The organism is Luteibacter sp. 621 (assembly GCF_050435445.1).
Taxonomy (GTDB): domain Bacteria; phylum Pseudomonadota; class Gammaproteobacteria; order Xanthomonadales; family Rhodanobacteraceae; genus Luteibacter.
In genome coordinates, this window is record NZ_JBNDKI010000009.1 from 122650 (window position 1) to 149366 (window position 26717).

Annotated in this window: 24 protein-coding genes; 15 read left to right on the forward strand and 9 right to left on the reverse strand. The window is 62.2% G+C overall.

What is annotated here, in order from left to right:
- The first annotated feature begins 178 nt into the window (after window positions 1–178).
- The 4 genes from ABIE56_RS11865 to ABIE56_RS11880 all read left to right on the forward strand — a co-directional run bounded on the left by ABIE56_RS11865 (window position 179) and on the right by ABIE56_RS11880 (window position 6383).
- Window positions 179–2221, forward strand: a complete 2043-nt coding sequence (locus ABIE56_RS11865; protein WP_429244009.1) for an ATP-binding protein — start codon at window positions 179–181, stop codon at window positions 2219–2221.
- Window positions 2222–2284: 63 nt separating this feature from the next.
- On the forward strand, window positions 2285–2593 hold the full coding sequence (locus ABIE56_RS11870; protein WP_429244010.1) for a hypothetical protein: 309 nt from the start codon (window positions 2285–2287) through the stop codon (window positions 2591–2593).
- A 221-nt stretch (window positions 2594–2814) separates the two neighbouring features.
- Window positions 2815–4743, forward strand: coding sequence for an AAA family ATPase (locus tag ABIE56_RS11875; protein WP_429244011.1), 1929 nt, complete (start codon window positions 2815–2817; stop codon window positions 4741–4743).
- Window positions 4740–6383: a UvrD-helicase domain-containing protein gene (locus ABIE56_RS11880; RefSeq protein WP_429244012.1), complete on the forward strand. Its 1644-nt coding sequence runs from the start codon at window positions 4740–4742 to the stop codon at window positions 6381–6383. The genes ABIE56_RS11875 and ABIE56_RS11880 overlap by 4 nt, the downstream gene beginning before the upstream one ends.
- A gap of 305 nt (window positions 6384–6688) precedes the next feature.
- Here the strand turns inward: ABIE56_RS11880 and ABIE56_RS11885 are convergent, their stop codons facing one another.
- On the reverse strand, window positions 6689–7336 hold the full coding sequence (locus ABIE56_RS11885; protein WP_429244013.1) for a hypothetical protein: 648 nt from the start codon (window positions 7334–7336) through the stop codon (window positions 6689–6691).
- A 213-nt stretch (window positions 7337–7549) separates the two neighbouring features.
- On the opposite strand from ABIE56_RS11885, the gene ABIE56_RS11890 reads away from it, so the two are divergent.
- Both ABIE56_RS11890 and ABIE56_RS11895 read left to right on the forward strand, forming a co-directional pair.
- Window positions 7550–7762: a hypothetical protein gene (locus ABIE56_RS11890; protein WP_429244014.1), complete on the forward strand. Its 213-nt coding sequence runs from the start codon at window positions 7550–7552 to the stop codon at window positions 7760–7762.
- Window positions 7763–8029: 267 nt separating this feature from the next.
- Entirely contained in the window at window positions 8030–8485 is a 456-nt protein-coding gene (locus ABIE56_RS11895; protein WP_429244015.1) for a hypothetical protein, read from the forward strand.
- Window positions 8486–8525: 40 nt separating this feature from the next.
- Here the strand turns inward: ABIE56_RS11895 and ABIE56_RS11900 are convergent, their stop codons facing one another.
- On the reverse strand, window positions 8526–9602 hold the full coding sequence (locus tag ABIE56_RS11900) for a hypothetical protein (RefSeq protein WP_429244016.1): 1077 nt from the start codon (window positions 9600–9602) through the stop codon (window positions 8526–8528).
- A gap of 72 nt (window positions 9603–9674) precedes the next feature.
- Between ABIE56_RS11900 and ABIE56_RS11905 the strand changes: the two genes are divergently transcribed.
- From ABIE56_RS11905 to ABIE56_RS11920, 4 genes are all read left to right on the forward strand, one after another.
- Window positions 9675–9872, forward strand: coding sequence for a hypothetical protein (locus ABIE56_RS11905; protein WP_429244017.1), 198 nt, complete (start codon window positions 9675–9677; stop codon window positions 9870–9872).
- Window positions 9873–10093: 221 nt separating this feature from the next.
- Window positions 10094–11650: a recombinase family protein gene (locus tag ABIE56_RS11910; RefSeq protein ID WP_429244018.1), complete on the forward strand. Its 1557-nt coding sequence runs from the start codon at window positions 10094–10096 to the stop codon at window positions 11648–11650.
- Window positions 11647–12546, forward strand: coding sequence for a plasmid partitioning protein RepB C-terminal domain-containing protein (locus ABIE56_RS11915; protein WP_429244019.1), 900 nt, complete (start codon window positions 11647–11649; stop codon window positions 12544–12546). The genes ABIE56_RS11910 and ABIE56_RS11915 overlap by 4 nt, the downstream gene beginning before the upstream one ends.
- Window positions 12543–13451, forward strand: coding sequence for a plasmid partitioning protein RepB C-terminal domain-containing protein (locus ABIE56_RS11920; RefSeq protein ID WP_429244020.1), 909 nt, complete (start codon window positions 12543–12545; stop codon window positions 13449–13451). The genes ABIE56_RS11915 and ABIE56_RS11920 overlap by 4 nt, the downstream gene beginning before the upstream one ends.
- A 121-nt stretch (window positions 13452–13572) precedes the next feature.
- Here the strand turns inward: ABIE56_RS11920 and ABIE56_RS11925 are convergent, their stop codons facing one another.
- Window positions 13573–16434, reverse strand: a complete 2862-nt coding sequence (locus tag ABIE56_RS11925) for an ATP-binding protein (RefSeq protein ID WP_429244021.1) — start codon at window positions 16432–16434, stop codon at window positions 13573–13575.
- Window positions 16435–16747: 313 nt separating this feature from the next.
- Here ABIE56_RS11925 and ABIE56_RS11930 point away from each other — a divergent pair, with 313 nt between their 5' ends.
- Complete coding sequence (locus ABIE56_RS11930) at window positions 16748–17653, forward strand: alpha/beta fold hydrolase (protein ID WP_429244022.1); 906 nt, start codon at window positions 16748–16750, stop codon at window positions 17651–17653.
- A 36-nt stretch (window positions 17654–17689) separates the two neighbouring features.
- Here ABIE56_RS11930 and ABIE56_RS11935 read toward each other — a convergent pair whose 3' ends face one another.
- The 4 genes from ABIE56_RS11935 to ABIE56_RS11950 all read right to left on the reverse strand — a co-directional run bounded on the left by ABIE56_RS11935 (window position 17690) and on the right by ABIE56_RS11950 (window position 20562).
- On the reverse strand, window positions 17690–18109 hold the full coding sequence (locus ABIE56_RS11935; protein ID WP_429244023.1) for a cupin domain-containing protein: 420 nt from the start codon (window positions 18107–18109) through the stop codon (window positions 17690–17692).
- Between the two features lie 16 nt (window positions 18110–18125).
- Window positions 18126–18605: a carboxymuconolactone decarboxylase family protein gene (locus ABIE56_RS11940; RefSeq protein WP_429244024.1), complete on the reverse strand. Its 480-nt coding sequence runs from the start codon at window positions 18603–18605 to the stop codon at window positions 18126–18128.
- Between the two features lie 22 nt (window positions 18606–18627).
- Window positions 18628–19683: a hypothetical protein gene (locus ABIE56_RS11945; RefSeq protein WP_429244025.1), complete on the reverse strand. Its 1056-nt coding sequence runs from the start codon at window positions 19681–19683 to the stop codon at window positions 18628–18630.
- 240 nt (window positions 19684–19923) lie between these two features.
- A complete protein-coding gene (locus ABIE56_RS11950; RefSeq protein WP_429244026.1) occupies window positions 19924–20562 on the reverse strand; it encodes a response regulator transcription factor in 639 nt (212 codons plus the stop codon).
- Window positions 20563–20821: 259 nt separating this feature from the next.
- On the opposite strand from ABIE56_RS11950, the gene ABIE56_RS11955 reads away from it, so the two are divergent.
- From ABIE56_RS11955 to ABIE56_RS11965, 3 genes are all read left to right on the forward strand, one after another.
- Window positions 20822–21223 (forward strand): helix-turn-helix transcriptional regulator, encoded by a 402-nt coding sequence (locus ABIE56_RS11955; RefSeq protein ID WP_429244027.1) that lies wholly within the window; start codon window positions 20822–20824, stop codon window positions 21221–21223.
- A gap of 114 nt (window positions 21224–21337) precedes the next feature.
- Window positions 21338–22129, forward strand: coding sequence for an SDR family oxidoreductase (locus ABIE56_RS11960; protein WP_429244028.1), 792 nt, complete (start codon window positions 21338–21340; stop codon window positions 22127–22129).
- 142 nt (window positions 22130–22271) lie between these two features.
- Complete coding sequence (locus ABIE56_RS11965) at window positions 22272–23489, forward strand: ATP-binding protein (protein ID WP_429244029.1); 1218 nt, start codon at window positions 22272–22274, stop codon at window positions 23487–23489.
- 161 nt (window positions 23490–23650) lie between these two features.
- On the opposite strand, the gene ABIE56_RS11970 is transcribed toward ABIE56_RS11965, so the two are convergent.
- Window positions 23651–24739, reverse strand: coding sequence for a site-specific integrase (locus ABIE56_RS11970; protein WP_429244030.1), 1089 nt, complete (start codon window positions 24737–24739; stop codon window positions 23651–23653).
- Window positions 24740–24842: 103 nt separating this feature from the next.
- Between ABIE56_RS11970 and ABIE56_RS11975 the strand changes: the two genes are divergently transcribed.
- Entirely contained in the window at window positions 24843–25337 is a 495-nt protein-coding gene (locus ABIE56_RS11975) for a DNA-binding protein (RefSeq protein WP_429244031.1), read from the forward strand.
- A gap of 488 nt (window positions 25338–25825) precedes the next feature.
- Here ABIE56_RS11975 and ABIE56_RS11980 read toward each other — a convergent pair whose 3' ends face one another.
- Window positions 25826–26221 (reverse strand): VOC family protein, encoded by a 396-nt coding sequence (locus ABIE56_RS11980; RefSeq protein ID WP_429244032.1) that lies wholly within the window; start codon window positions 26219–26221, stop codon window positions 25826–25828.
- Window positions 26222–26717 lie beyond the last annotated feature (496 nt).

The following is a 26717-nucleotide window of genomic DNA, read 5'->3' on the forward strand; positions in this document are numbered from 1 at the left end:
GTGGCCCAAGATTGGATGGATCTTCTGCCGTTTCCCGCGTCCGGGACTGGTTCGGCAGCGGGGAACGGGCACAGTCTCAGCCCCTGAGCGCGAGCGCGGGCAGGATGGCCAGATGCAACCTACCGCGCCTACAATCCGACGCAAAGCCCCGACAGGGAACCAGACAGGGAGAGGCGGGATGGGCAACTTTGCAGGCACGACCCGGATTGGCGGCAAGGGCATCAAGAAGCATTTCAAACGCACCGAGCCCTGGCAGGCGGTGGTCGAACTGGTGTGGAACGGCTTTGATGCCAGGGCCCCCCGCGTTGCCGTCGAGCTTGCCCACAACGATCTTGACCAGCTCAGTGCGGTCATTGTCGCCGACGACGGTGACGGTATCGATTTTTTCCACGTCGACGACAATTTCGGGCGCTTCAACGAGTCAGGCAAGGTCGAAGACGTCACGCTCCATGGCCTCAACGGGCGGGGGCGCCTTGCCTTTCACCGGCTTGCCGATCGGGCGACCTGGTATACGAAATACGCGGGCCAGGAGGCGACCATCGAAGTCGCCGCCATACACTTGGAACAATACACGGGTGCCATCCTCGACCGAGGCGCTTCCCACGGGATGATCGCGGGCACATCCGGGACCAAGGTTCTGCTCGACCCCGTCAGCAACGCGTTGCCGGATACGCCGGATATGCTGGCGCTGCTGTCGACCGAGTTTGGCTGGTTCCTGTTGCTCAACCCGGAGCGGCGGCTTGTCTATGACGGTCACGCCGTCGTCGCCCCCGCCCATTCGCTCTTTGAGAGTCCGGTGTCGGTTGAAGGTCACGATTTCCGTGTCCGCATCATCCGCTGGCATGAGCGCCCCGCGTCAGAAAAATCGTATGTCTACCTGCAAAACACCAGCGGCAAGGTCGTGCATTTCGAGCTGAGCTCCCACAACAACAAGCCCGGCTTCTTTGCGAGTGTGTATATCGGGTCACGCTGGGCAGATGCCTTCGGTTCCGCACCGAACCTCTTCAATCCCGATGCCGCCACAATTGACTCGAAAGTCTGGAAGGCGGTCAGCCGGCTTGTCGTCGAGAAAGTCAGGGAAGTTTATGAGGACTTCCTGCGTGAGCATGTCGAGCGCGAAATCGACAGGTACGAGGCGGACGGCTCCTTTCCCGATCATTCCGCCCTGTCGCCGGCGGATGCCGCGTGGCGGGGAAAAAATGTCCGGCACATTGTACGGTCGGTGTACATGGCGGACCCGCGCCTGCTCGCTTCGCTCAAGAAAAAGCAGCGAACCCTCCTCATTCGGCTTCTCGACCGGTTGTCGGTGTCCAACGAGAACGACGCACTCTTCGACGTGCTCAACAGTGTGCTGAACCTCGATGGTCCGACGACGGCACGTCTCGCCGCGCAGCTCGAGCGCACCACGCTCGACGCCATTGTCGAGACGATAGGGACTTTGCAGCGGCGACAGACGACGATTGACCAGATTCGCGAGCTCATGCGCGTGCACTTCAAGGAAGTGCGTGAGACGCCGGATCTGCAGAAAATCATCGAACTCAACACGTGGTTGTTCGGGCCACAGTTTGAAACCCTGGGCGCGGAAGAGACTACGTTCACGAAAATTGCCCAAGAGCTCCGAAAGAGCGTCAAGGGCATCGACACTGTTGTCCAAAAAGACGTGGAAGACGGCGCAACGGTCAAGGTCTCCCAGCGTCAGCCCGACCTGTTCCTCGTGCGGCGTCGGGGCCATCACGATGCGTTTGGCCGCAGGTTGACGAAGTGGGTCATCATCGAAATCAAGCGACCGGGCGTTGCGCTCAACCACCGGCACCTCCAGCAGCTCGACGAGTACACCGCCATCATCGAAGGACACCCCGAATTTTCAGCCGCACAGACGCGGGTCGAACTGATTTTGGTCGGGCGCAAGATTTCGGCGACGGACACCCTTATCCGCTCACGCCTCGAGCAGGTCGCCGCGCAAGGTATCGATGGACTCATCCGCAAGGACAGCCGCTTTACGGTGTTTGTCATGAACTGGGAAACCATCCTGTCTCAGTTCGAGCTTAACAACGGCTATCTGCTCGAACACCTTGCGCTCAAGCGCGAGGAGCTCGAAGGGCAGGGTAAAGCCGAATTGCTCGCATCGCTGGCCAACCCTCCCGGGGAAGAGGCGGCGCCGCCTGTCCCTCCAGCGAAGCGTGGACGCAATGCCCGCAAGAGCGCTTCAACGCTGCATTAGAAGGTGGCTCCGTGTTTTGTCGCAGGCCCATGGCGCAAAACGGTATCGGAGTATGCAGGGGTGATGAACCTGGAAAACCAGATACGGGCGGAAGGAAGCGCGACGGTCGAGCGCATGTATGCGTTGATGCATCGCTCTCTTGAGCTCGAGTCCCACGTCATGTTGATGCTAAATCCGGACGAGGCGCCCCACAAGAAAATCGCCGAGGTGACCACAAAGGCGCGCATCGCGGTCTTCCGGGCGCAGGCAAACTTCGACCCCAAAAGTCTGGAACGATTTATGGGTGGACCTGCTTCAATCCATGCAGTCGGTGTTCGACATCAACCCGTTGGACCATCCGCCGGCCGCCCCTTGAGTACGCCGTCTGAGTGATGCCTGCACGCGAGCGCATCAATAGATTAAGGCCATTGGCGCGTAAATGTCGGGCAGGGTGACGTACATGGGAGTCCTTCGCGGGTCGGGTCTCCCCCAGATCCAACCTAGACTGCGGCCCTGTCAAGGGGGGCAAAAACCTGCCCCGATGCTCTCGGGTTGACGACTGCCGGCCCCTCGCTTCCAATGTCGACCTGTCAGCAATGTATTGAGGAAGACACATGAAGTTGCAAAGGTTGCACCTGTCGGGTTTCCAGTCCTTCGCGCCGGACGCATCCCCCATCGACTTTGAACCGATGAGCTTTCTGATTGGTCCGAACGGGGCGGGAAAGACGGCCGTGCTCACGGCTCTTGCGCGAATGTTTGGCACAGATCCGGCCATGCGGCAGATTGTCCGCTCGGACTTCCATGTCGGCGCCGACGAGGAGTGGGTCGACGGCACGCCAGCATCGCTCTGGCTGGAGGCTGATTTTGTGTTTCCGGAAGCCCGGGACGGCGATGACCCGGGCGTGACTGTGCCGGCGTTCTTCCTGCACATGCGGCTACAGGAAATTGACGGTGAGCCGCGCATGCGTGTCCGGCTGAGCGCCGACATCGATGCGATGGGCGAAGTCGACCAGCGGCTTGAGTACGTGCTGCTTGCCGACCACCAAGGCGTGCCGGTCCAGACACGCAGCATGTCGCGTGCCGAGCGCCAGGCCATCCAGGTTCATTACCTTCCGGCGCGCCGGGATCCTGGCACCCACATCTCTTATGCGGCCGGCTCGATCCTCGGGCGCATGTTGCGTTCTGCAGACTGGACGGCGCAGCGGGCGGCCGTGGCCGATCTCGGCGTCCAGGTCAGTGATGCGCTGGGCGAAAATGCCGGCGTCGGGGCAGTTGTCGACGCGCTGCAAGACAGCTGGAGCACCCTGCACAAGGGGCACTACTACAAAGCGCCGGCGCTGAGTTTTGCGCGGGGTGAACTTGAAGAGGTGCTGCGCCACGTCAAGATCACCTTCGGCCCCGGGCCGGGCGAGCCAGCAGTGGATTTTGCGCGTCTCAGTGACGGACAAAAGTCGCTCCTGTACCTCTCGCTGGTTCTTGCAGCCCATTCGGTGGGCAAGAGCGCTGCGGAGGGAGAGGAGACACCCTTCGACATCGATATTCTAAAACCGCCGGTCTTTACGCTCTTTGCGATGGAGGAGCCTGAAAACAGCCTCTCCCCACATTACCTCGGGCGTGTCGTTGATGCCCTGAAGACACTCGCTGCATCCACCGGTGGGCAGGCCGTGGTTGCCACGCATGCGCCCTCAATGCTCAAGCGCGTCGAGCCTGCGCTCATCCGGTACTTGCGCCTCAATGCCGAACGGGAGACCCAGGTCCGCGAAATCGTCATGCCGGATGACGATGACGTCGAGGCGGCAAAGTTTGTGCGCGAGGCCGTCATGGTATTTCCCGAACTTTACTTTTCCCGGCTCGTCATCCTTGGGGAAGGTGACAGCGAGGAAATCGTCCTTCCCAGACTGCTTGCCGCGCGCGGCATCAATGCCGACGGTGCCTCGGTCTGCATCGCACCCCTCGGCGGGCGGCACGTCCAGCACTTCTGGCGGCTGCTGTCTGTTCTCGAGATCCCATTCGTCACCTTGCTTGACCTAGACCTTGGCCGCTTTGGTGGTGGGTGGGGTCGCGTACGGGTGACGCATAAGCACCTGCGCACATTTCCGGCGGGACGTCCGACGAAACGAGCGGCCGTTACCAATAAATTTCCAAAATGGAACGACGCGGGGATGTCGCAGGCGCTCAGTGACGAGCTTGCTTTCCTCGAGACCGCAGATGTGTTCTTTTCGCGCGTCGTTGATCTAGACATGGCGATGATTCGCCAATTTCCTGGGGCCTACGGCATCGATGAGGAGGCTTTAAAGGAGCCGCATGCAGCCACTATTCGCGCCGTGCTCGGAAAGAATGGAAATATCGCACTTCTCAACAACAAGCAGACTGAACGCTTCTTCTACCCTTACCATCGTAGATTCAAGCTGTCGAGTAAGCCTGTGTCTCACATCAAGGCCCTTGCCAACCTGGACGATGCTGATCTGAGCGCAGATATGCCTCCGAGCTTGGGTCGAATGATCGATCGGGTTGAGGTGTTGCTCGACGAGAGCCCCGAATGATTGCGCCAGACGAGTGGACCGAAGCGGGCGGCCTGGTGCTCGAAGAGCCAGCCAGGGATGCCGTGAAGCTTGAGGTCGGCAGCGCGCTGATCACGGCGGGGCCGGGTGCCGGCAAGACGGAGCTTCTCGCCCAGCGGGCAGATTTCCTGCTGGCCACGGGGCTTTGTCCGTATCCCCGGCGGGTGCTGGCCATCTCCTTCAAGGTCGATGCCGCGCGTACCCTTGGCGATCGCGTGCGCCGTCGGTCGAGTGCAGACCGCGCGTCCCGGTTTGACAGCTTTACCTTTCACGCCTTTGCGCGCCGGATCATCGAAATTTTCCGGCCGCTCCTCAAGGGAAAATTTGCGCTCAATCCGGGGTTTCGTCTCGGCCTGAATCGGACCGGTCCCAATCAGGCGGCGTTTGACGATCTCGTTCCCTCGGTGCTCAAGCTCATCGAGGCCGATCCCATGGTCGTTCGGACGGTGCGCATGACGTATACGCACGTGTTCCTTGATGAGTTCCAGGATTGCACCGGTGATCAATATGAACTCGTGCGGGCATTGTTTGGCGGCACGGACATCGGCCTGACAGCAGTCGGGGACATGAAGCAGCGAATCATGGGATTTGCAAAGGCTTTGGCGGATGTCTTCACCCGGTTCGCTGCGGACTTCGACGCTGGTGACATCGAACTGTTCCACAACTACCGCTCCTTGCTGCGGCTTCGCCGCATCCAGAACGCCATGGTGGCGGACATGTCGCCGCGCTCCGTTTTGCCGGTGGCCAAGCTCGCCGGTCCCGGTGGCGAGGCGGACACATTTGAGCTCGCTGATTGCGGTGTTGAGGCGGGCACCATTGCTGACCGCATCGAACAATGGCTCGCCGAAGGCGTCCCCGGCCACGAGATTGCGGTTTTGTACCGTCGCCGCCCCGGCCAGCTGGGCCAGCCTGTCATGGCGGAGCTCGACAGGCGCGGCATTGCATGGCGCAACGAAAATGAGGCGGCGGACGTCGCTTCAGAACCGCTGTCCATGTTGCTTGTGCATTTTCTCCGGGTACTCGGCGACGCCCCGGCGCCCGAGTCATTCGCGGCGCTGATGGGGACGCTCTCAGGCTTTGACGAGGAGGGTAAAGAAGGCGCTTGGATGCGCTTTGTGGACGATTCGCGCGGGGTGGTTGCTGGTGCCGGCCCGAAAGCCCGGTCGAAGGCCGTCCGCCGGGTTGTCCGCGCGCTCGTTTCCCGATGCGGCCAGGCGAACATCGCGTCGCTGTCGGCGGACTACAGCGATCCTGGCTACGTCGGGGAGGTTCTCGACTCTGTCGTCGAGCCCATCATGGCCCTGGTCGATGAGACGGGGGACCTCTCGGTGAGTCTTGGGCGGTTTGCGTCCGAGGGCGCAGTACGGTTGATGACCTTGCACAAATGCAAAGGCATGGAATTCGAAGCGGTGGTGATGCCGGCCACCGAGAACGAGGAGTGGAGCTGGGGTGAGAGCTTTGAGGAGCGTCGGAGCCTGTTTTTCGTCGGTGTGTCGCGCGCGAAATCCCGGTTGCTTGTGACGGCGGCGCGACACCGCCAAAAGCCGGTGGGCGCCGCCAACAACTGGGACGTCGGGCGCACGCCGTACCCGTTGTTTCTCAATTACGTTCGTACCCCCTAAACGATGGAACGCGGTGTCGCTTGTGCATTCAACCTACCCTGGGGTGGACGTTTGTCGAGCGGCTGGCTGAGATGACTTTCGTGGCTTGACAGATATAACCGGAAAGCTAGGATCCCGGGACACGTTCCGGTACACACCGAAATGTGCCCAGGCGTTGGCGGAGGATCGGGGATCCAAATCCCACTCTCTCCGCCAGTTTCATCAAAAAAGCCCGCTAAATGCGGGCTTTTTTGTACCCGATCGCATTCCTACCCATGTTTCTACCCATGCTAGGAATTGGAACGATATGGGAGGAGTTGGAACGCCTACGGGCTGCCAAACGAGTGCGTGGCTGGTCCAGATATACCACGCCGCATCGCGGAAGCGCGCTGGGCGGAGGTCATCGCCTTCCACACGTTGTCGCGCTGGAAGGGCCTCATGGCGCGCAGGTCATCCCATCGCCGCTCCTTCCTCAGGTCCACCTTGAAGAACGACGGGTTGTACTCGATGCCCGCAGTATCGAGTCGCCAGAACACCACGTTGATCTGCTTCGGCGTGAGGGCCTTGCCATCGCGGTACGCGACTAGAGCCGACTGGAGGATTTCGTTTGGCTCGGCGGCGAGCACAGCCTCGAGGGCTCGGATGCACGCCGCTCGCTGCATGCGCTTCAGTGCATCGTTGATGGCAGTTTTCGCAGCAGCCTGGCTCAGGCGCTTGCCGTTGACCTGCACGCCCATCTGCCAGCGCAGAATGCACGTGGAGCCCACCCGTAGGGTTGCGAATGTGTGGTCGTTGTGGATCTCGAAGTGATACCGCAAGGACTCCTGTTCGCACAGCTCACAGGTCTCGCTGGCGCTTCCGTGGTCCTCGGTCCCACCGGTCCATGCCCATTCGGCGAAAGCCTCAGGTAGCGTTTGGGCGTTGGAGCGCGGAAGGATGTTTGCCCTGACCCGGGCCGGGTAGCTGTCGGTCATCGTGATGCCTGTCCTTGGAGGTTGTGGCGGAACGTAGGCCGATGATGCACCTGCCGAACCGCCATTACCTATTGTGGCGTTTCCGCCCTGCCCAGTCGCCGAGGGCACCCGTGCGGCGGTGGCTGGTCCATGAGCTTTCCACCCTTGGCTGCCTTGCGACCTTCAATGATGGCGCGCAACATCGGCGCTCAGAAGAGTGCTGGGAGCTCTCGCATGGACGATCCTAACTTCATCTACTTAGTCCCCAGGGTGGCATCTGTCGAGACCATCTTCGGTAAGGTCTTCTTCGCCGACCTAGTGGCGCTCGATGATGCCGTTGGCCCTTATGCTGCCCAGGCAGTTAAGCGCATCGGCCCGTTTTCTAATGCCGGTGACGCTCACGGTTCGGCAATGAGGATGTACTGGGCGCAGTTCGCGGAATGGTGATGGCTGGTGTAGCCGAAATGCGGCACCATCAGCGCACTGAAAAGGATGGGTAGTTCCCGCATGGATATAAGTCCGTTGTGTGAGGCGGTGAAACCGCTTGGACACTCGTGGCCGAGCCTTCACTGGTGGCTTAGCCTGACAGCTGCCGACCAAGGCGCATGGGCGTCTGGGATTGGAACGTTTGCTGCTGCCATCGTCGCTCTAGGCATAGCGCTTAGCGACGGTCGGAGGCGGCGAATCGAGGCAAAGTCGCGAGCTCGACTGTCCATGGCCAGCCTTTACTCTCCTGTTAGCGGCATATACACGCTGGTTCAGAGCATAGGAAATGATGCAGTAGTGGTGGCAGCTGCGCTTCCTGGCACAGAAGTAACGCAGGTCACGCCTACCATCGTGCAGATGAAGAGTTCCTGCGCCATCGTCAGAGAGCAGTTTCGCTACTTCTCACCTCAGGAAGCTACGTATCTTCCAAAGGACTTTGGTCCGGCTCTTGCGGCGGCCATTCGTGATGCAGAATTGCTTGAAAGCATGGTTAGTAGCGCCGTTGACAGGTATCTCCACGGACGTAAGCAAGCACACTTCATTGAGATGCACTCCGCCGCAAGCTCATTGGTGGGTTGCCCTGCATATGCGAAAAGCATTGTTGCGCGCCTTGAACCCTTTCTAGAAGAATGCCGAAATCGACTCGGAGAGATTGCTCGGGATACCTTTGAATCGATCGGATAACCGTGGTGTGAACGCCCGTACTAACTGGACCACGGCTGGATCAGGCATGGGGAGCCTGCGTTCGGGCACCTGGGAGTGGCGTGTCGAAGTGAAGTGCGTTCTTCGCCTCCTGCTTCGCGCGGATATTTGCCATCACCTCCGGCTGGTTAATCCGCGCGAGTTCGGCCTCGCCGGCGGCGTGCATGTCCAGCCGGGCGATCCAGCAAAACCCGGCCAAGGTGACCATGACGCCGCCTACCTCCTGCGCCGGCTCACCCACCGGACGCTTGAAGACGTAGTCGACGAGCGTGGGCACCCGGGCCTGGTCATACCCATGGGCCTGCAGCAGCTCAAGCACTTCCTCGAGAAGGCGATCGCCGCGCTCGGTCATGTCGCTGTAGAGCGACGGCAGGAAGCACTGGTCCATCCACCAGGAGACGCGCGCCTGGAAGCTTGGGATCCGGTGGCGCAGCATCGCCGCTGGCGCGAGTACGGCCCGCTCGACCGTATTGAACGGCGCCTCCTCGGCCTCGTGCTCACGCGACATATCGCCGTCGATCCAGTTGCCGATATACCGCGGGTGGGACTTCGACCGAGTGCGATGGGCCACCACCTCCGGATTCGGCCCGATTGCAGCCGGCGGCCGCGGCACAAGCGCAACCAGGTCGGCATAGGAGCCTTTCTTGTCGAATTCGCAGAACTCTGGAGGGGGCCAGCCCTCGTCGAGCATCCGCTCGGTAGGCGTCTCCGGCACTAGGTGCCAGCCCTCAGGGATGACCCATCCCTCGGGCAGGACCACTGCGTTACCGCTGCACCCTTCGCGGATGTCGAAGCCGATGCACTTGCGGATCGTGGGGTCGTCTTGGCTGGCCTTGCCAACGCAAGTACGATGATGGACCGGTGAGTTGCAGCTCTCAAGCCCGCGCACGAGGCGCTGGGAGCGCTCTTCACTGGAATCGCGAACGAGCACTATGCGATGAATTTTGCGATCCTTGCGCGACCTTTCAGTCAGGCTAGCTATCTGCTTGGGCAGAAAGTGAACCTGATCTATGGCTGCATCGTGATCGGATTTCTGGCGATCGCCGCGACAGGGTGGTGCGTGGCCCGCTGGCGTACGCGGCATGAGCGCGGCAAGCACGCCGCCCTTTACCGCGTGCGTACGCACGCGGCGCGCAAACCGTAGACGAACGTTCGCGAACTGCGGCACCTCATGCTGGCGAGCTTCGGCACGGGCGAACTGAAGTACGTCACGGGCAACGAGCCCCCCGTGAAGTATGTTGTTCGCTGGAAATTTCGTGGCTGGCGAAAGGACAATCTTGGTGAATATCCAGTCATCGAAGAAGGTCCGGGCGGTGGTAGCTTTTTTTGTGTTGTGATCGACTGGGCGCTTGACGGCGACCAGTTTTAAGGCGGGGTTCGATACAAACCGAAGTTACCTACAGAGCCTGGCCAAGCGCCCGGCTCTGTCGTTTCTGTGTTCGCAGGTGGACTGGCCACGGCAGCCTGCACCGGCCATCGGTTCCCTCAGGTGGCCCTTTGCCTCATCTGTAACACAGGTGTTACAGGCTTCCGGCCAGCGGGAATCGGGCATACAGTAGCGGTTCTGCGGGGTCGCACCCGGGTGCCGCCATGGTCAAGCGCACAGCCTCTGGCAGGGCTGAACCACTCGTCCGGGTGGCCGAGTACGTGCGCATGTCGACTGACCACCAGCGATACAGCACCGAAAACCAGTCCGATGCTATCCACGCCTACGCGGCGGCCCACGGCATGGACATCGTCCGGAGTTTCCGTGACGAGGGCAAGAGCGGTCTGGCTATAGAAGGGCGGGACGCACTTCAGGCATTGCTTGCCGACGTCGAAGCCAGGACCGCGCCCTATGAGGCGGTGCTCGTCTACGACGTTTCCCGCTGGGGGCGGTTCCAGAACGCCGACGAGGCTGCCCACTATGAGTACCGTTGCTTCCAGGCCGGCGTTCGCGTTCTCTATGTTGCAGAGCCCTTCGACAATGACGGCAGCCCGCTGGCGACGATCGTCAAGGGTGTCAAACGCTCAATGGCAGCCGAATACAGCCGCGAGCTCTCCTCCAAGGTGTTCGCCGGTCAATGCCGCCTGGCTGGCCTTGGGTTCCATCAGGCGGGACCGGCGGGCTTCGGTCTGCGGCGCGCGCTTGTCGACGCGGAGCGCCGGTGGAAGGCCATGCTGGCACCGGGTGAGCGGAAGAGTATCCAGACCGACCGCGTGGTCCTGGTCCCGGGGCCGGAGTCCGAGGTGCTCGTCGTCCGGGATATCTACCGTATGTTCGTCGAGGACGGGCTCCCCGAGGCAGCCATCGCCAAGCACCTCAACAGCCATGGCATTCATACGGACTTCGGGCGCCCCTGGACGCGCGGCACCGTCCACCAGGTCCTGACCAACGAAAAATACCTCGGCACCAATGTCTATGCCCGGCGTTCGGGCAAACTCCGTCAACCGTCGCGGCCGAATCCACCCGAGAAATGGGTTCGTTGCGATGGGGCGTTCGAGGGAATTGTCTCGAGGGACGTCTTCCTCGAGGTCCGCCGTCGGATTGCGCAGCGCTCCGAAAAGGTCTCCGACGCGCAGATGCTCGAGCTTCTCCGGAGACTCCTTGAGCGCGCCGGTGACCTCTCTGCCCTCATCATCGACGAGCAAGAGGAGATGCCCCCGAGCAGTGCCTACCGGCAACGCTTCGGAGGCCTCGTCCGCGCCTATCGCTTGGTGGGCTACGACCCAGGGCGCGATTACAGGTATCTCGACATCAACCGGCAGCTGCGCGCGGGTCGTCCTCAGGTCGTGGAAGCAGTGGTCTCCGCGCTGACGGGTGTCAACGGGAAAGTCGAGCGGGACGCACGCACGGACCTTCTGAGGGTCAATGGGGAGTGGACCCTGTCCGTGGTCCTCGCGCGCTGTGTGGAAAAGCCAGACGGCTCACTGCGCTGGCGGGTCCATTTTGATGCCGTGCTCAAGCCTGACTTGACGCTCGCGTGCCGCATGGCGCTTTCGCACGACGAAGTGCAGGACTACTACCTCATCCCACGTCTTGACCTTGGCATGTGGCCACGGCATTTGGGCTTTGGGAACTCACCGCTCATCGACGGTTACCGCCAGGATTCTCTCCATGCGCTGGGTCGCCTCGCTGCCCGCGCTCGCTACCCGGAGGCTGCATGAAAGCCCACCACCGGTCGGACGCCAACGTCCATGCCATTCCCATCGATTGCGTGCGCGTCGTCAATCCGCGAAACCGTGACCAGATGCAGCACCGCAACGTAACCGAGAGCATCCGCGCGACCGGGTTGCGTCGGCCCATTACAGTCACTCGGCACGAAGACCGGGACGGCAGCGAGCGTTTCGACCTTGTCTGTGGGCAGGGGAGGCTCGAGGCACTCCGCGCGCTGGGTCACCACGCGGTCCCTGCCGTCATCATCGACGCGACGGAAGAGGACTGTCTTGTCATGAGCCTCATTGAAAACATCGCGCGACGCACGCCGTCGGCAATTGAGGTGATGCGGGAAGTCGGGCATCTTCGCGAACGCGGGCGTACAGACGTCGAAATCGCTGAGCTCATCGGAACCAGCCCGTCCTGGGTCAGCATGGTGGGTGGCTTGCTCGACAAGGGAGAAGAGCGGTTACTCGCTGCGGTCCAGACCGGCGTAATGAGCCTCGCAATGGCGGCAGACATCGCCAAGGCAAGCACGGCGGAAATCCAGGGCATCCTCAATGATGCCTACGAGCAAGGCATTCGCGGAAAGAAGATGGCGCAGCTTCGCCGCTTGCTCGAAGCGCGCGCACAGCGCTCCCCGCAGCTCCGGAGCAGCTACAAGCCGGCCGCAAGGTCCCAGCGCAAACCCCCGTCGGCCGCCGAGGTTCGCCGGCTTCTCGAAAAAGAAGCGGAGCGGCAACGGTTCATCGCAAAGAATGCCGAGTTTGTCAGCCGACAACTTGCGTTTTGCACCGGCGCGCTCAAAGAGCTGCTGCACCTGCCCGAGTTCCGTACGTTGGTCAAAAGCGAGGGCATTGCCTCCATGCCACGGATGCTCGCCGAACGCATGAAGGCCCTGCCATGAACGCGCAGCCTAAGGAACGGGCGATACCCCTGAAGGTGGGCTTTGCCACGAAGACCCAGCGGGTGGAGCTCACCCGCATCCAGCCGCTCAAACTCCTGCCGAAGACCGTTAAGGCGACGTCCAAATGGCAGGAGATACTCGCCTCCATCAGCGAAGAGGGGCTGGTCGAACTCCCTGTGGTCACAAGGATGCCGGAAAAGCCCGGTTACTACCTCCTCGTTGACGGGCACGTACGAATCGAGGCGCTCCGCGAGCTTGGCATCAATGAGGTCGACTGTCTGGTGACCGGAAGCGACGACACCTACACGTACAACACGATGGTCAACCGCATCTCGGCCGTCCAGGACCACAAGATGATTCTGAAGGTTCTCGACTCCGGCGTGCCAGTTGAGCGCTTGGCCAGGGCATTGGGCCGTTCAACGGACACCATCCGCCGCCGTGCGCGCCTCATGGACGGGGTCTGCGAAGACGCAGTGCACCTTCTCTCCGATACACCGTGTTCGGGCTCGGCCATCGCTGTCCTGAAGCGAATGAAACCCCTCCGCCAGATTGAAGCCGTGGAACTGATGGTCGCGGGGCAAAACTTTAGTGTGCCGTTTGCCCAGGCGCTCCTGGCGGCCACACCGCCAGACATGCTGGTGACGGCGGGTGAAAAAGGCGCGCGCCGGAAGGAGACAGCAGCTGCGCTTGCACGTGTGGAGCGAGAGCTCACCAAGCTTCAGCTGAAGGCGAGCACCTTGTCCGACAGCTACGGTCGGGATGTCGTCGACTTGACATTGCTCAAGGCACACCTGACGCACCTTCTCGCCAACACGGCAGTGGTCAAGTGGCTGGCAAGAAACAGGCCCGAGTACCTGCGGGAGTTCCAGAAACTCACCGAGGTCGAGGACATCGGCAAGGCTTGAGGCGGGAAGAGCGGTCTTCGCGAGGGGGGCGCGTCGGCCGACCCTGGACGCCGATGTCAGACGAGGCTCTCGGCAGTCTGCCCCCGAGACGCCCGCACGCGTCGCGTCCCGTTTCCACTTGTCACCTATGCTGCCACGGAAAGAAGCGTTGGAGGAGGGAGCGGGCGGGTGCCGGGGTGGCGGCGTCGTTTGAACGCAACGCATGGCGGATGTGCACTTCCGTGCCGTGCCCTGGTTCGGTGTCGATATGGACGTGGGCCCCGATGTGGTCACCCCGTTCCCGGACGCCCTTCAACCCGAAATGGCCATCGACCATGGCGCGCTCGACATCGGCCTTTGAAAAGCCGGCGCCATCGTCGGCAACGACCAACCATAGGACGTGGTTGTCGACATTGATGGTGACCTCCACGCGTGACGCTTTCGCGTGATGGAACGCGTTTCTCAGAACCTCCGTTGCCATGTCACGCAACTCTTCGGCGTGGTCATCGGCGATGACCGCCTCGCCGCCGGCAAGCTTGACCGAAAAGCCGATATCCGTGCCTTCCTGCAAGGACCTTCCCTCACGGCTCAGCGCGTCATACAGGTCGAGGCGCTGGTCACCCCTTTGGCGAAGGGCGATGAGCTTGCGGCGTGCCTCGACGATGGCCTGCCTTGCCGTGTCGGTCATGCGTACGACGTCGTCATGCGCCCGGCGCGGTAACGCCCCGTCGCCAGCGAGCGACTGGAGTGATATCAGCAACCCGTGCAGCCGCTGGAGGAGGGTGTCGTGGATGTCACGGGCGACGGCCTCGCGCTCGGCAGAACGGATGCGGTGCTTTTCCTCCAAACGCCGTGTCCTCAAATGGAAGACGACCCAGATTACGAGCAGAACGGGAACAATGCCCAGCGCGCGGAACCACCAGGTCTCATGGACTGCAGGACGCCGCTCGATACTGATGGTAACCATCGGCGCATCGATGGCCCTTGGCGCATTTGCCCTGAGCTCGAACCGGTAAGACCCGGGCGGCACCTTGGTAAAGACCGCCTCCCGTCGTGTACCCGCATCCTGCCATTCGTCGTTGTAGCCGACGAGACGGTACGAAAACCGCACGGCATCAGGGGCGGTGAGGTACGGCGTGGTGTAGGTGACGCGAAACGTCTGTTCCCCAGGTTGCAGCTCGACGGCCTCGCGCGCTGAATGCTCGGCTGATTCTGAGGCGACGGACTCGACGACGAGGTGCAGCTGGGACGGCACGGTCAGCTGCGCGTCCGGTAAAATCCAGGCAAGGCCTGTTGTCGTCTGAGCCCAGATGCGCCCGTCCTCCGACAAGCGCAGCGTTGGCAGTGTGCGGTCGGGGTCGGGCGAGCCCGGAATGCCGTCTTCCGACGTATAAAGTTGGAAGGGTACGCGCGTCGAGTGGTCCGCGAGGAATCTCTGCACGTCGTCACGCTTCACGCGAACGACCCCCTGGAGCGTCTGCACCCACAGAGAGCCTTGCTTGTCGAGGACAACACCCGTCGAAGGCACAAAGACATCGGGGGCTGTGGCCTCCAGTGTGAAAAAGGTTTTGCCGTCGAAGTACTGAAGGCCTGCATCACCCCCAATCCACGCTTGCGCCCCGACCGGCAGGACCGCCTTGACCGTTCCTGCTGCCAGACCCTCGCGCTCGCCGTATTCGGTGTTGGAGCCGTCGCGTGCGACGAAGAGTTGGTTGCGGGATGTGGTCGGGGCCCATAAGGCGTTGTCCGGCCCGATGGCCACCGAGCGCACGCGCAGGGGGCCGTTGAAGAGATTCTCCCAAGTGTTGCCGTTCCACTGGGCAAGTCCATATGCGGGATGCGCAAGGCAAGCGATGATGCGGCCCTGCAGGTCCCTGGCAACGCAGTTGATGAACGCGCCGCCATCGTCGGAATGAGGTGCCACGAGGACGGCGTTTCCAGGCGTAATCTGCCAGATACCACGGGGCGTCGCTGCAAACGCGGTCTGGGAGACTGGGTCGAACGCCATGCCCAACGCTTCTTTGGGTACGTTGGTCTTTGTCATTGAACCATCGGGGTCGATGCGCAGCACGGGCATGGTCTCGCTGCCAACCCAGATGGTGCCGTTCCCCGATACCGCTGCCGATACCTCATGGATGCCCTCGGGAAGGCGGATGCTCGTGAAGGCAGCACGCCGGAACCTGTCGATGCCGGCGTCAGTCCCCACCCATGTCCCACCGTCCTCGTCAAACCAGATGGGCCAGGGATAGGTGCCGCTCAGACCGTCGGCCTTCGTGAAGGCCTCGACCGCTGGGGGGGTGTTGTCCCGCTCGGCCTTTGCCATGGCCTCCGCCGACGCATACAGCACACCGCGCGTTGGGCTAGTCAGCCAAAGCGCGCCAGACGGGGATTCGCGCGCTTCGTTGGCATAGCCTGAAACAGGCTGTGCCACTTCGTGCATCGAGCGGCCGTTGTCCCGGTAAATGGCAACATCCGTGGGACGCCTGAGATAAAGCCGGCCCGACGGACCAGCGCCGAGGCGTCGCACACCAGCCGGTGCACCTTTGGCTGGCACGAGCGGGCCCCGTGCCCCGCGTGCAACTTCGAGGACAGTGCCCCGGATGACCCAGAGATTGCCATGGCTGTCGAAGATGGCGTCGTGGAAAATCCCCTCCTTAGTCGCCTGGGCAAAGACCTGCCACTGTTGGCCGTCGTAGCGCATGACGGCATCGGTGTTTACAGCCCATTCCTTGCCATCAGGTCCAGCAAACATGCGCCCGCGCAGACCGACATAGCCTGCCACCACCCCCTTGTCGACGAGATGACCGTCCTTGAGCAGGGTCGGACCGTGAGTGTCGTTGATTAGCCATAACCCGCCGTCGCTCGCGGGATAGACACGGTTGAGCTGCGGTTGCGCGTAGTGCTCGCCGGGTGGAGGCGTGAACTCGTCAAACCGCATGCCATCGAAGCGGGTGGCGCCGCGCGTGCCGGCAAGCCACATGAAACCGTCGGCGGTCCGCTCCACGCTGGACACATCCCCAGGCGCACCATCCTTTCGCAAAAACGCTGTGTGATGGAAGCTGCCGAGGGACTCGGGACTTGCATGGGGAGCGTCGGCGGCCCGCGCAGGAAGCAGCCATACGCAGGCCAGGAGAGTGATAGCGAGGACGGGGAGGCGCTCCCGGAATTGCATTGTTGTTCCTTACGGGGTTTGGGCATCCGGACACAGGCAGAGTGTACTGGGGGAGGCAGCGAGACAAGGGCCGCATGCGGCTCGTTTCCAATCCGATCGACGGACGGGTTGGCACCATGGACGTATTTCACAGCTGGACCTTGGCATGTCACCCGATGCGCGAACAATTCCCACCATTTGTGATGATGACCTCGTCACCAGCCTGGGCGCCTTTGAAAACCTTTACATCGACGTTGAGGGCCTCGATGGTTCATTGCACATCGTGCGGGGCGGGGGCGGTCCACCGGTCTACCTCCTCCCCGGATGGCCGCTCAATTGGTGGGAATACCGCAAAGTGCTTCCGCTTCTGGCCTGCATGTTCACGGTTGTAGCCATCGACATCAGGGGCATGGGCGCATCAGCGAAGCCGCCTTCGGGGTACGACAAGCGCACGATGGCCCGCGACATCGTTGGGGTAATGAATGCGCTCGGGCATGCCGCTGTCCACCTCGTCGGCAGTGACATCGGTGCAATGGTCGCGTACTCGGCGGCCGCCAATCATCCCGACCGCGTTGCATCGCTGACCCTTGTCGATGCACCGCATCCGTTCGAGGACATGGAAAACCTGCCACTTTGGGATCCCGATGGTACGGACCTCCAGCCCTGGTGGTTTGCCCTGCAACGCGCGAACGGGATTTCCGAAATCCTTCTCGACCAGCGCTACGCCGCCTTGCAGGGTTGGCTGTTTTCCCGGCTCTCGCCCAAGGGAGCCATCACGCTCTTCGACTGCGAGGTGTTCGCCAACGCCTATGCGACACCGGCCGCAACGCATGCAGCCGCCGAATGGTTCAGGGCGTTCCCGACCGACATGGTGCACTTCGCAACCGATGGGCCGCTCCAATGTCCCGTGCTCGGCATGGGTGGCGCATGGCAAGGCCTGCTCGGCCGCTTCCTTGCACGCGCAGCACCAGGCCATATGAGCGTGGTTACACAAGCGGGCGGCCACTGGCTTGCGCTCGAAGACCCCGAGTTCTTTCTCGAAGCCTTACTCAGACGCATTCATGCCGCCTGAGTTGTTGCCCCGGCGCGTCCGGGGCAACAACGTTCATCAGTGCAGGGCGTGGTCGTCGACGGGCGTCAGGAGCGGCGCATCCTTGTTCTTGAGCATGAAGACAATGAACTTCGCCGGTTCGGTTTTGCTCGCGTTGCGTCCGACGGTATGGATGTCGTTCGGACCCTCGTAAAAGGTGTCGCCAGGTTTGAGTGTTTCCTCCGGCTGCCCCTTGACTCCCATGATGATGGACCCTTCCAGCACGTAGACGATGGCATGGGCATCGTGGCGGTGGACAGGATCGACCGCGCCGGGCTTGAACTCGACGGTAAAGGCCGTGATCGCCTTTCCCGGCTCATCACTGAGCACCTTGGTCATCAGGTCGGTCACCGTGGCATGGGGCAGCTCCATCTTGCCAGCAAGGGCCGGAAGCGGGGCGAGGATGAGAGCGAGGAGGAGCGTTTTGGCGTTGAGCATGGTCGTGTCTCCGGAGTCAGTCGAGGTTGGCCTTGTCGAGGCCCCATTCCTTGTCGTGGCTGCCCGGGGGCGCCAGCGCAGCGACGTTCGCGCGGTTCCATGCATTGATTATCATGATGGCGAACGTCAGGTCGGAGATGTCCTTCTCCGAGAATTGCTCGCGCACGTCGTCGTAGAGCGCGTCCGGCACACCGCCTTGGGGGATGGCGGTCAGCGCCTCCGTCCAAGCCAATGCCGCACGCTCTCTTGTGGAAAACAGCGTCGATTCACGCCAGATAGCCACATGGTGCATGCGCAGCGGCCGTTCGCCATGCAGGGTTGCCTGCTTGACGTGCATGTCGACGCAGAAGGCGCATCCGTTCATCTGCGAGGCGCGGATTTTGATTAGATCGTGGATTTCCTTCCCGACGGCGGATTTGTCGTCGAGGAAGCTCAGTTCCATGAGCTTCTTGGTCATCTCGGAGGAGAGCTTCATGAAGTCGAATCGTTCGGTCATTGCGGGTGTCCTGCAGTCAGGGTCAAAGACGCATGCCGCACATGGCGAGCATGATGAGGGTGGCCAGTAGTGCGCCAAAGGACGCCCCCGCCCACCAGGTTCGGTTGGCCGTTTCGGTCTTCGTTCCATGCGCAAGCATCACGCTGCGCAGTCCGGAGAAGAGATGGCCGATGATGAGAAACACACCAAGGGCGTAGTGCGGGATAAGCCGCGCGCTCCACGCGTCGTGGATGAGTCCGTTGGGCGCACCGGTTGCAAAGTCCCAGCCGGTGTCGATGCCAAAGAACGCCCTGGCGAGTACGAACACCGAGTTCATGTGGCCGAGGACGTAGATGGACAGATAAAAGCCCGAGGCGACCTGGAAGGTGCGGTAGACGTCGAGCTGTTGCGCGCTCCAGCGCCAGGCAAGGATGAGTCCTGTGGTGACCTGAAAGAGCATGGCGAGGACAAGGATCGGCTCACCGACAGGCGAGCGATAGACTTTCCGCCCGAGCGCCATGACTTGCGCGTGGGCCTCCTGACCAATCCAGGCGAAGAGGTGGTTGGTCAGATGGAACGTGACGTAGGAAACAAGGATGAGCGCCGACACTCCATGGGCCACACGCAGTTGCGCGAGTGGGCGGTACGTGGGTGGAGCATGCGTTTTCGGCATGCGCATCGCCCAGGCGAGGGTCACGAGCCACAACAGGACCCAGGCCACCTCGTCGGGTACCGGGCTGTGGAGGAGGATCTGCATCACACCCAACATGCAGTACATCGTCGGGGCGACGACAACGGCGTAACCAAGTCTCCGTGCCCGCAACCGAAGCAGGGGTGACGCCTCGGCGTCTTGAATTCCGCAGACGGCGCGCAGAAAGCCGTAAACGGGTACCGAAAACATCAGGACAAGCATGATGCAGGCAACAAGGGCCCCGCCGCTCTGAGTACGATGACCAGCGTCACCAACAGCGTTGTGGAAAACGTCCACCATGCCTGGATACAGCAGTGCGTACACGGCAGGTGCCGCTGCGAGCAGCGTCAGGCGAAGCCCGGGGCGCGCCGTCGGCGCCTGCAGGCGGGACTGGTGGGCATGATCCATTGGGTGGCTCTCCTGGCGAGCGTCGCTTGGTATCGCGCCCGGCACGGGTTGCCGTCGCGTCACGCAGACTGCGCCGATCACATCAGGGGGTATTGCACGAAAGGCGCAGATGCCGGAGGCGGCGTATGGCGGCTATCTCGCGAGCGCTGTTACTGCAACGACGCAACACTTTCGTGTCGTCACACTCCACACTAAAGTGTGCGTGTTTTGGCTAAGCGAGTGTCGCCGGCGCGGTAACCGTCAGTCGAGAAAACCACGCTGAACGGCAATCATCACTGCGTGTGTGCGGTCGAGTGCGCCGAGCTTGGACATGATGCTGCGCATGCGTGATTTGACGGTGTCTTCGGAGACGAAAAGTGCCTCGGCAATCGCCTTGTTGCTTTGCCCTGCACCGGCGAGGCGCAGCACTTTGAGTTCACGGACGGTCAGCGGCTCGGAACCCGCATGGCGGGCGATGTCATAGGCAATTTCCGGTGCGACGACATGGCGCCCCATCAGTGACGAGCGGATGGCCCGGATGATTTCGTCCAGCGGGGCAGTCTTGAGCAGGTACGATGTCGCCCCCATCGACAGCGCGCGCGTGACCCGCGCGTCGCCCGGATAGCTCGTGAGCACGATGAGATTTGCTTCCGGGAATTCCGACCGGATGGTTTCGATGGCTCCGATGCCATCGATGTTGGGCATCTGCAGGTCGAGGAGGGCGACGCGGGGGCGATGCAGGCAATACATGGCGATGGCTTCGGCACCATCGGCCGCCTCGGCGACGACCTTCATGTCGACCTCGCGTGCGATAGCCGAGGCGAGGCCTTGCCGCATGGCCGGATGGTCATCGGTGATGAGGACCGTGATTGTGGACGCTGTTGCATCGGGCTCGTTCACCTTGAACCTCCTGATTTCTGAGCCCGTAGGAAACCACGCGAGGACCGCCCGTCGTACTCCAATCGTCGGCATACGTCGCGCACTTGGCAATACCCATTCGGATGATTCGGCGGGTTATGGATACATTAGACACGAAAGTGTCGTGAATTTTTCCACTTTCGTGTCCATCTGACGCCCATCCGCAGGTTTTCGGCAAGCATCACGCACCCTAGCCTAATGGTGCCGGCTCCCATGCGCCGGCATTGTCGGGGAATGAGCCATGTCGTGTGTCTTTGCGCCGAGTCAAACGCCCGCTGGCGATCCCGTCGGCCGTCCGAGCCCGCGTACGAGGGGCGGGCTCAGCCCATGGCAGTTGCGCATAGCCCAGCATCACCTCTCCCGCGAGGTATCCATCCAAAGTGCTCTGTTGGCTGCCGTGTCCGAATGCGGCGTGTCACGGAGCCACTTCACGCGGGCATTCAAGGTCAGTACCGGCGTGACCCCGTCGCGCTGGCATCTTCAGGAGCGTATGCGGCGCGCACAGGACCTTCTCGAAGGCAATGAGCCCATCGTTGTGATAGCCGTGGCACTTGGCTTTTTCGACCAGGCCCACTTCACGAATGCGTTCACCAGGGTCTTCCGGATGTCACCAGGAATCTACCGAAAACGTCTCGAGAAATGACCCTTGCAAAGAGCGCAGTATTTGGCACCGTCGCGCGAGCCGGCGGCTTAGCGGCTTTCAATCACTGGCCCGGTTGTCCAGGCCTACCGAAGCATTTCAATCCAGAGGTGACACATGAACGCAAGACGAAAGGCAGTGGTACTCGGCGGTCACGGCATGACCGGCGTAAAGGTGGTGAGACTGCTTGAAAGCAGGGGATGGGATGTGTTCGCTGCATCGCGCCGCACGGGGGTCGACCTTCTCTCGGGCGAAGGAGTGGCGGATGCGATGAGGGGCGCCGAGGTTGTCGTTGATGCGACAAACGTGCCGGCCTATGATGAAGAAACGCTCAGGACCTTCTTTGCCAGAGCCGCTGCGAATATCATTCCAGCCGCGCGGCAGGCAGGGATTCGCCACCACGTGGTGCTCTCGATTGTGGGCATCGACACGTTACCGCACATTACCTATGCGCAAGGAAAGATAGCCCAGGAGCAAGCAGTAGTGGAGTCTGGTGTGCCATACACCATCGTACGCGCCACGCAGTTTTTCGAGTGGCTTGGGGTCATGGCTGACGACTTCACCAAGGCGGATGTGGCCGCTGTACCTGATGCCTATCTGCGCCCGGTTGCCATTGACGACGCCGTTGCGGCGCTGGTCGACGTGGCTTCCGCACCACCCATCAACGGCGTCGTGTCGGTGGCGGGTCCCGAGGAGAATACGTTCGAGACCTGGATTCAGCGTTACTTCGACCTGACCGGCGACAAGCGGACGTGCATAACCTCCAAGGAGGCCGCGTATGCTGGCGGGAAGCTCGAGCAGCGGTCCCTGGTGCCTGAACAGGCGACGATCACCGGCGCTCAGTCGTTCGAACACTGGGCGACGAGTGCGACCGGGAAGGCGGTCCTGGCGGGAATCAACGTCGCATGACTCGAGCCGGGCAGGGGTGCGTCGGGCGGTCGGGTAATCTGCTTGCCGCCCACGTGGTGGGCATCGCCGCCCGGCATCCGTCGGCTCGCGCGTCCATCGTCGAGTTCGATGCCGGCAATGCGCTTTCACGGACACCGCGTCGATGAGCGATGCTGCCCCGGCTCTCGAAACGATGTTGCGTCGGCACCGGGAGCTATTCGACGCCATTCCCTGCGCGGTGGCCGAGGTCGACTCGCGCTCGTTGTTCGAGACGGCACGAGCGCTCACGTCTTCCGGTGTCACCGACTACGAGGCGTATCTGACGGCCCATCCGGATATCAATAACAGGACACGCGATGGACTGCGGTTCATCACCGCGAACGCCGAGTTCCTGCGTATGGTCGGCGCTCGGCACGAGACGGACATCCTTGGACCCATCGCCCGCTTCCTTCCGCAGACGAGTCACTGCGCGAAGTTCATTGCCGCCTGTGCGGCGGGTGAGTCGCGCATTCAGGCGGACATGCCACTGGTCCGGTGTGATGGTACGGTCATGGCCTGCCACCTCGAGACGTCTCTCAAGCTAATCGACGGGCGTCCGCACACCAGCATCGTGACCCTATACGACCTGACCGAGCGGGTCACCGCCGAGGAGCGGCTTGCCGAGGCGCAGGCGGAGAGCATGCACGCAGCCCGCGTCACCATGCTCGGCGGCCTTAGTGTTTCCATCGCACACGAGATTGCCCAACCGCTAGCGGTAATCAATCTTGACGCGCTCGCCCTGAAAAACTGGGCGTCCCGTCCCGCGCCGGACATGGCCGAGATTGGGGAGTTGTCCACGCGTCTGCTCGCGCAGACCACCCGCGCCATTGAGCTCCTTGGCAATATCCGTGCGATGGCACGTCGTGCGCCGCCGGAACCTGCGGTGCTCGACCTCAATGGCGTCACCGAGGCCAGCGTCCGGTTGGTGTCACACGACCTTGGCCGGAACAAGGTCGCACTGGGGCAGGACCTGCATCCCGTCGCACTTTGGGTCAATGCAGACCGGGTCCAGGTCGGACAGGTGCTGGTCAATCTCTTGTCCAACGCGGTTCATGCGCTGACTTCCCAGCCCGCGCCAGGGCGCCGCATCCATGTCGCGACCAGGGCCGACGGCGCCGACGCGGTGCTCACCGTTGACGACAACGGCCCCGGCCTGGACGCGGCGATGGGCGAAAGAGTCTTCGAGCGGTTCTACACGACTCGGGCAGGGGGCCTCGGCATCGGCCTTTCGATGGCGCGCTCGATTGCCGTCACCCATGGGGGCACCCTTGCCCTCGGCGAGGCACCGGTGGGATGGCGGACCCGCTTCGTGCTTTGCCTTCCAAGGGTCGCTGCGGTGTGATGTCGTCGGATGCGCATACCCGGTTTGGCATGAGGGGAGTGGGGCGTTGACAGGGTATGCTGACCCGCTAGGATCGCGGGACACTTCCCGGTCCACCCGGAATGTGCCCGAGCCGTTGCGAGAGAGTGCGTTCCCCGTGTCCCACTCTCTCCGCCAAATCTCTATACATCCTCAAGAAGCCGTGCCGCGGGATTATCTGCGGCACTGCCTGCTTGGAAGTAGCCCATTACGCTCGACACCGAACGGTGCTCCGTCATCTGCATGATCGCCGGTAGCGACACGCCTTGCTTACTCGCTTCGGTCACAAACCCTGAGCGCAGGCTATGCCCGCCAAAGTCACCTTCCAGGCCGGCCAGCCGCGCCCGGCGCTGCACGATCTCGCCCACCGCGGCCGGAGACAGGGCAGGGCCGACGCGGTGTTTCCACAACCGCCGAAAAATCGCCCCCTCGACGATGCCGGCGGCGGCCAGCCACGCCTCCAATGCCTGCGCCGCCCGATCCAGCACAGGCTTGTCGGGAGTCGAGGTGGCGGTCACGCCGGCCTGCTGGGTCTTGCTGTGTTCCAGGCGATAGATAAAGCCCTGCGGCCCGATGCGGCGCAAGTCGCGCAGATCGGCGGCTGCCACCTCGCTGCGCCGACGGCCGCCACTGGCAAAACCAAAGCAGAGCAGGGCGCGGTCACGCATGCCTTCCAGGCTGTCGTCGCAGGTCGCCAGCATGGCCTCGAGTTCGGCCAAGGTGATGGCGGTCTTCTTGCGCGGCCGTTCGCCGCGCTTGACCGCGGCCCGGGCGGCGCGGCTGAGCACGGTGCGAATCGCCGGCTGCTCGCACGGGTTGGTCACATGCTTGAGCCGATGCGCCGTGGACAGGACGGCGACCCGATGGCGGACGGTTGCCAGCGTCCACGGACCGGGCTTGGCCTTGAGGCCGGATGCCACCAGGGCTTGGTCGACGGCTGGTGGCAATTCCCAGACCAGCTCGCCATCGGCCGTGCGCCGCACCACGTGATCAACCACGAACTGCAGCACGATGGCTTCGGGCACCGGTAGCGCTAACTCGACGCCGTAACGCGCCGCGTGCCAGCCGGCCCAATAGCGCAGGGCGCTGGCGTAGCTACGCGTGGTGTTCGCGGCCGCCGCCTCAGCGAGCAATTCGCGCACAGCGTCGGCTGCTTGCTGCGCCAACTGGATCGGCAATGCGAGGCTGGAGGCAGGCTGGGCCAGGGTCGGGATCGTGGAAATATCTTTCATACTATGTAATGTATACTACGGATGAAGGCATCTAGCCGCGATAATCATCACTTATCGTCAGTAGAGAATCAAAGGGTAGGGCGGCTGATCGAGGAGAGCCGAAATGGCACGTGGCATCACCGAGCAAGACGTCCATCAAGCTGCGTACGACTTGGTCATAGCCGGCGAACGACCGACGGTCGAACGGATTCGCGCGCACCTGGGCACCGGCTCGCCCAACACGGTGATCCGTCATCTGGACAGCTGGTGGCTTGCTCTGGCGACCCGCCTGGGAGAGGAGGGGGGCAAGGCACCCCTTCCGGATGCACCCGCGGCACTGGCTCGCCTCGCCGGTGAGTGGTGGGATGTGGCCATGCGAGAGGCGACTGATCACGCTGCCGCCAGACTGGCTGATGCCCACGCCGCCCTGGCAGCCGAGCGCACCGCTCTGGACGATCGCGAACGACTACGAGTGGATGAATTCGAGCGCATGGAGGCCGACATCGTCGCGGCACAGCCGGGCGCAAAACGTCGAGCACGTGCGTGCGGTGGAGAATCGCTCTCACGCGGAAGTGGACCGCGTGCGTCAGGAAATGCGCGCCCTGCAGAAAGAACTTGAGATGACCCGTCAGGCACACCAGAGCGCGTTGGTTGCGCAGCGTGATCGAGAAGCTGCGCTTCAGGAGCGAGTTACGGAGGCCGTCCGCGATGCAGCGGTCGCGCATGCCCAAGCTGCCTCCCTGACGCATCAAACGCCCGGGGCTGGCAAACAAATCAAGCCCGGTAAAAAGCGCAAGGCCTCAGCGCAAAGCAACGCAGCTTCCAAGAAAACCGTACCCCGGAGGCGCCGGGCTGATCGTCCAAAGGCATGATTCGGGGCATGACCGATCAAAAGACAGGGCGGCGTGCCCCGAAAAGCCAATGGTCCTACGGGTCCGGTCCCGCGAGCGCCGCGGCCCGGCGGAACACTTGCTCATCTCGCGGCAGCAAAGATCGGCGCCACTGGAGGGCGGAACGTTGGCTCCCATAACCGATTAGGGTGAGTTGCTAACTTCAATGCGCACTACAGCTATACCGGGCCGGAGTCACTGACTTGGTCAGCCCGGATTAGTCTTCGCGCATGACCTGGAACACATTCCCTTCGGGGTCGCGCCCGTCGTACATCTCGTAGGGAAAACCGTCGTAGCGCTTGGTCTTTCCTACTCGAACACCGCCAGCCTTGAGCTTTTCACGATGCGCCGCCAGGTCCGATGTGATCTTGAACACAATTTTCGTGGTCGGACCGGCCTTCTCATCAGCATCCTCGGCGGAAGGTTCGGCCGGCCTTTCGCGGTAGCGCTCACCCATAAGGTGAAGTGCCAGCTCAACCGCACCCGCGCCGAATACTACCCACTCGCCCTCGATCTCCTCTGTGACGGGAAGCTCGAAATGCTTCAGATAGAAAGACTTAGCCGCGGGGAAATTGCGTACATAGATGATAAGCCGCGCCAACGTGAGGGGCATGGTGGGTTCGTCCTGACTTGACAGATGAAATGCGAGAGGCCCATTCGCAACGACTTGCGAATGAGTTCAGCAGACGTGCGAGGGGATGGCCACTTGGTCAATAGCGGTTGCGTCATGCATCTTGCTTGGTCCCTGCGGGTGCGTTGGTCGCGCCTCGCTTCCCGGCGCACAAGTGCGACAAATCGAATGTACACAATGCGGGCCTGTTCGGCGACAGCAATACTCCTGCCGTCGCACCAATAATGTGTCTAGCCTGAGGGCGTCCCACCGGTTGTCGGCAGGGCAAATCGGCGGCGGCACGCTCTCAGACGCAGTTGGTGGGTCGCCGACAACAAGAAACGCTGGTCGCCGATGCTAGCCGTCGATGGATACCTCAGGTGCAGGCCGGTAGCAGTGTCGTTAGCCGTGCCGTCGCGACATCGTTAATGTCGGTGAAGGCCTAGCCAGAAACGGTGTCGTCGAAAAGTGTGCCCCGATCAATCCAGCCCTCGGAGCA

Bases quoted from the DNA above. Each gene is read 5' to 3' on its own strand.
- ABIE56_RS11865 (WP_429244009.1), top strand. From the start codon at position 179: ATGGGCAACTTTGCAGGCACGACCCGGATTGGCGGCAAGGGCATCAAG.
- ABIE56_RS11935 (WP_429244023.1), bottom strand. From the start codon at position 18,109: ATGCTCAACGCCAAAACGCTCCTCCTCGCTCTCATCCTCGCCCCGCTT.
- ABIE56_RS11960 (WP_429244028.1), top strand. From the start codon at position 21,338: ATGAACGCAAGACGAAAGGCAGTGGTACTCGGCGGTCACGGCATGACC.
- ABIE56_RS11975 (WP_429244031.1), top strand. From the start codon at position 24,843: ATGGCACGTGGCATCACCGAGCAAGACGTCCATCAAGCTGCGTACGAC.
- ABIE56_RS11955 (WP_429244027.1), top strand. From the start codon at position 20,822: ATGTCGTGTGTCTTTGCGCCGAGTCAAACGCCCGCTGGCGATCCCGTC.
- ABIE56_RS11915 (WP_429244019.1), top strand. From the start codon at position 11,647: ATGAAAGCCCACCACCGGTCGGACGCCAACGTCCATGCCATTCCCATC.
- ABIE56_RS11885 (WP_429244013.1), bottom strand. From the start codon at position 7,336: ATGACCGACAGCTACCCGGCCCGGGTCAGGGCAAACATCCTTCCGCGC.
- ABIE56_RS11965 (WP_429244029.1), top strand. From the start codon at position 22,272: ATGAGCGATGCTGCCCCGGCTCTCGAAACGATGTTGCGTCGGCACCGG.
- ABIE56_RS11980 (WP_429244032.1), bottom strand. From the start codon at position 26,221: ATGCCCCTCACGTTGGCGCGGCTTATCATCTATGTACGCAATTTCCCC.
- ABIE56_RS11880 (WP_429244012.1), top strand. From the start codon at position 4,740: ATGATTGCGCCAGACGAGTGGACCGAAGCGGGCGGCCTGGTGCTCGAA.
- ABIE56_RS11870 (WP_429244010.1), top strand. From the start codon at position 2,285: ATGAACCTGGAAAACCAGATACGGGCGGAAGGAAGCGCGACGGTCGAG.
- ABIE56_RS11910 (WP_429244018.1), top strand. From the start codon at position 10,094: ATGGTCAAGCGCACAGCCTCTGGCAGGGCTGAACCACTCGTCCGGGTG.
- ABIE56_RS11895 (WP_429244015.1), top strand. From the start codon at position 8,030: ATGGCCAGCCTTTACTCTCCTGTTAGCGGCATATACACGCTGGTTCAG.
- ABIE56_RS11940 (WP_429244024.1), bottom strand. From the start codon at position 18,605: ATGACCGAACGATTCGACTTCATGAAGCTCTCCTCCGAGATGACCAAG.
- ABIE56_RS11890 (WP_429244014.1), top strand. From the start codon at position 7,550: ATGGACGATCCTAACTTCATCTACTTAGTCCCCAGGGTGGCATCTGTC.
- ABIE56_RS11875 (WP_429244011.1), top strand. From the start codon at position 2,815: ATGAAGTTGCAAAGGTTGCACCTGTCGGGTTTCCAGTCCTTCGCGCCG.
- ABIE56_RS11905 (WP_429244017.1), top strand. From the start codon at position 9,675: ATGCTGGCGAGCTTCGGCACGGGCGAACTGAAGTACGTCACGGGCAAC.
- ABIE56_RS11920 (WP_429244020.1), top strand. From the start codon at position 12,543: ATGAACGCGCAGCCTAAGGAACGGGCGATACCCCTGAAGGTGGGCTTT.
- ABIE56_RS11970 (WP_429244030.1), bottom strand. From the start codon at position 24,739: ATGAAAGATATTTCCACGATCCCGACCCTGGCCCAGCCTGCCTCCAGC.
- ABIE56_RS11945 (WP_429244025.1), bottom strand. From the start codon at position 19,683: ATGGATCATGCCCACCAGTCCCGCCTGCAGGCGCCGACGGCGCGCCCC.
- ABIE56_RS11930 (WP_429244022.1), top strand. From the start codon at position 16,748: ATGTCACCCGATGCGCGAACAATTCCCACCATTTGTGATGATGACCTC.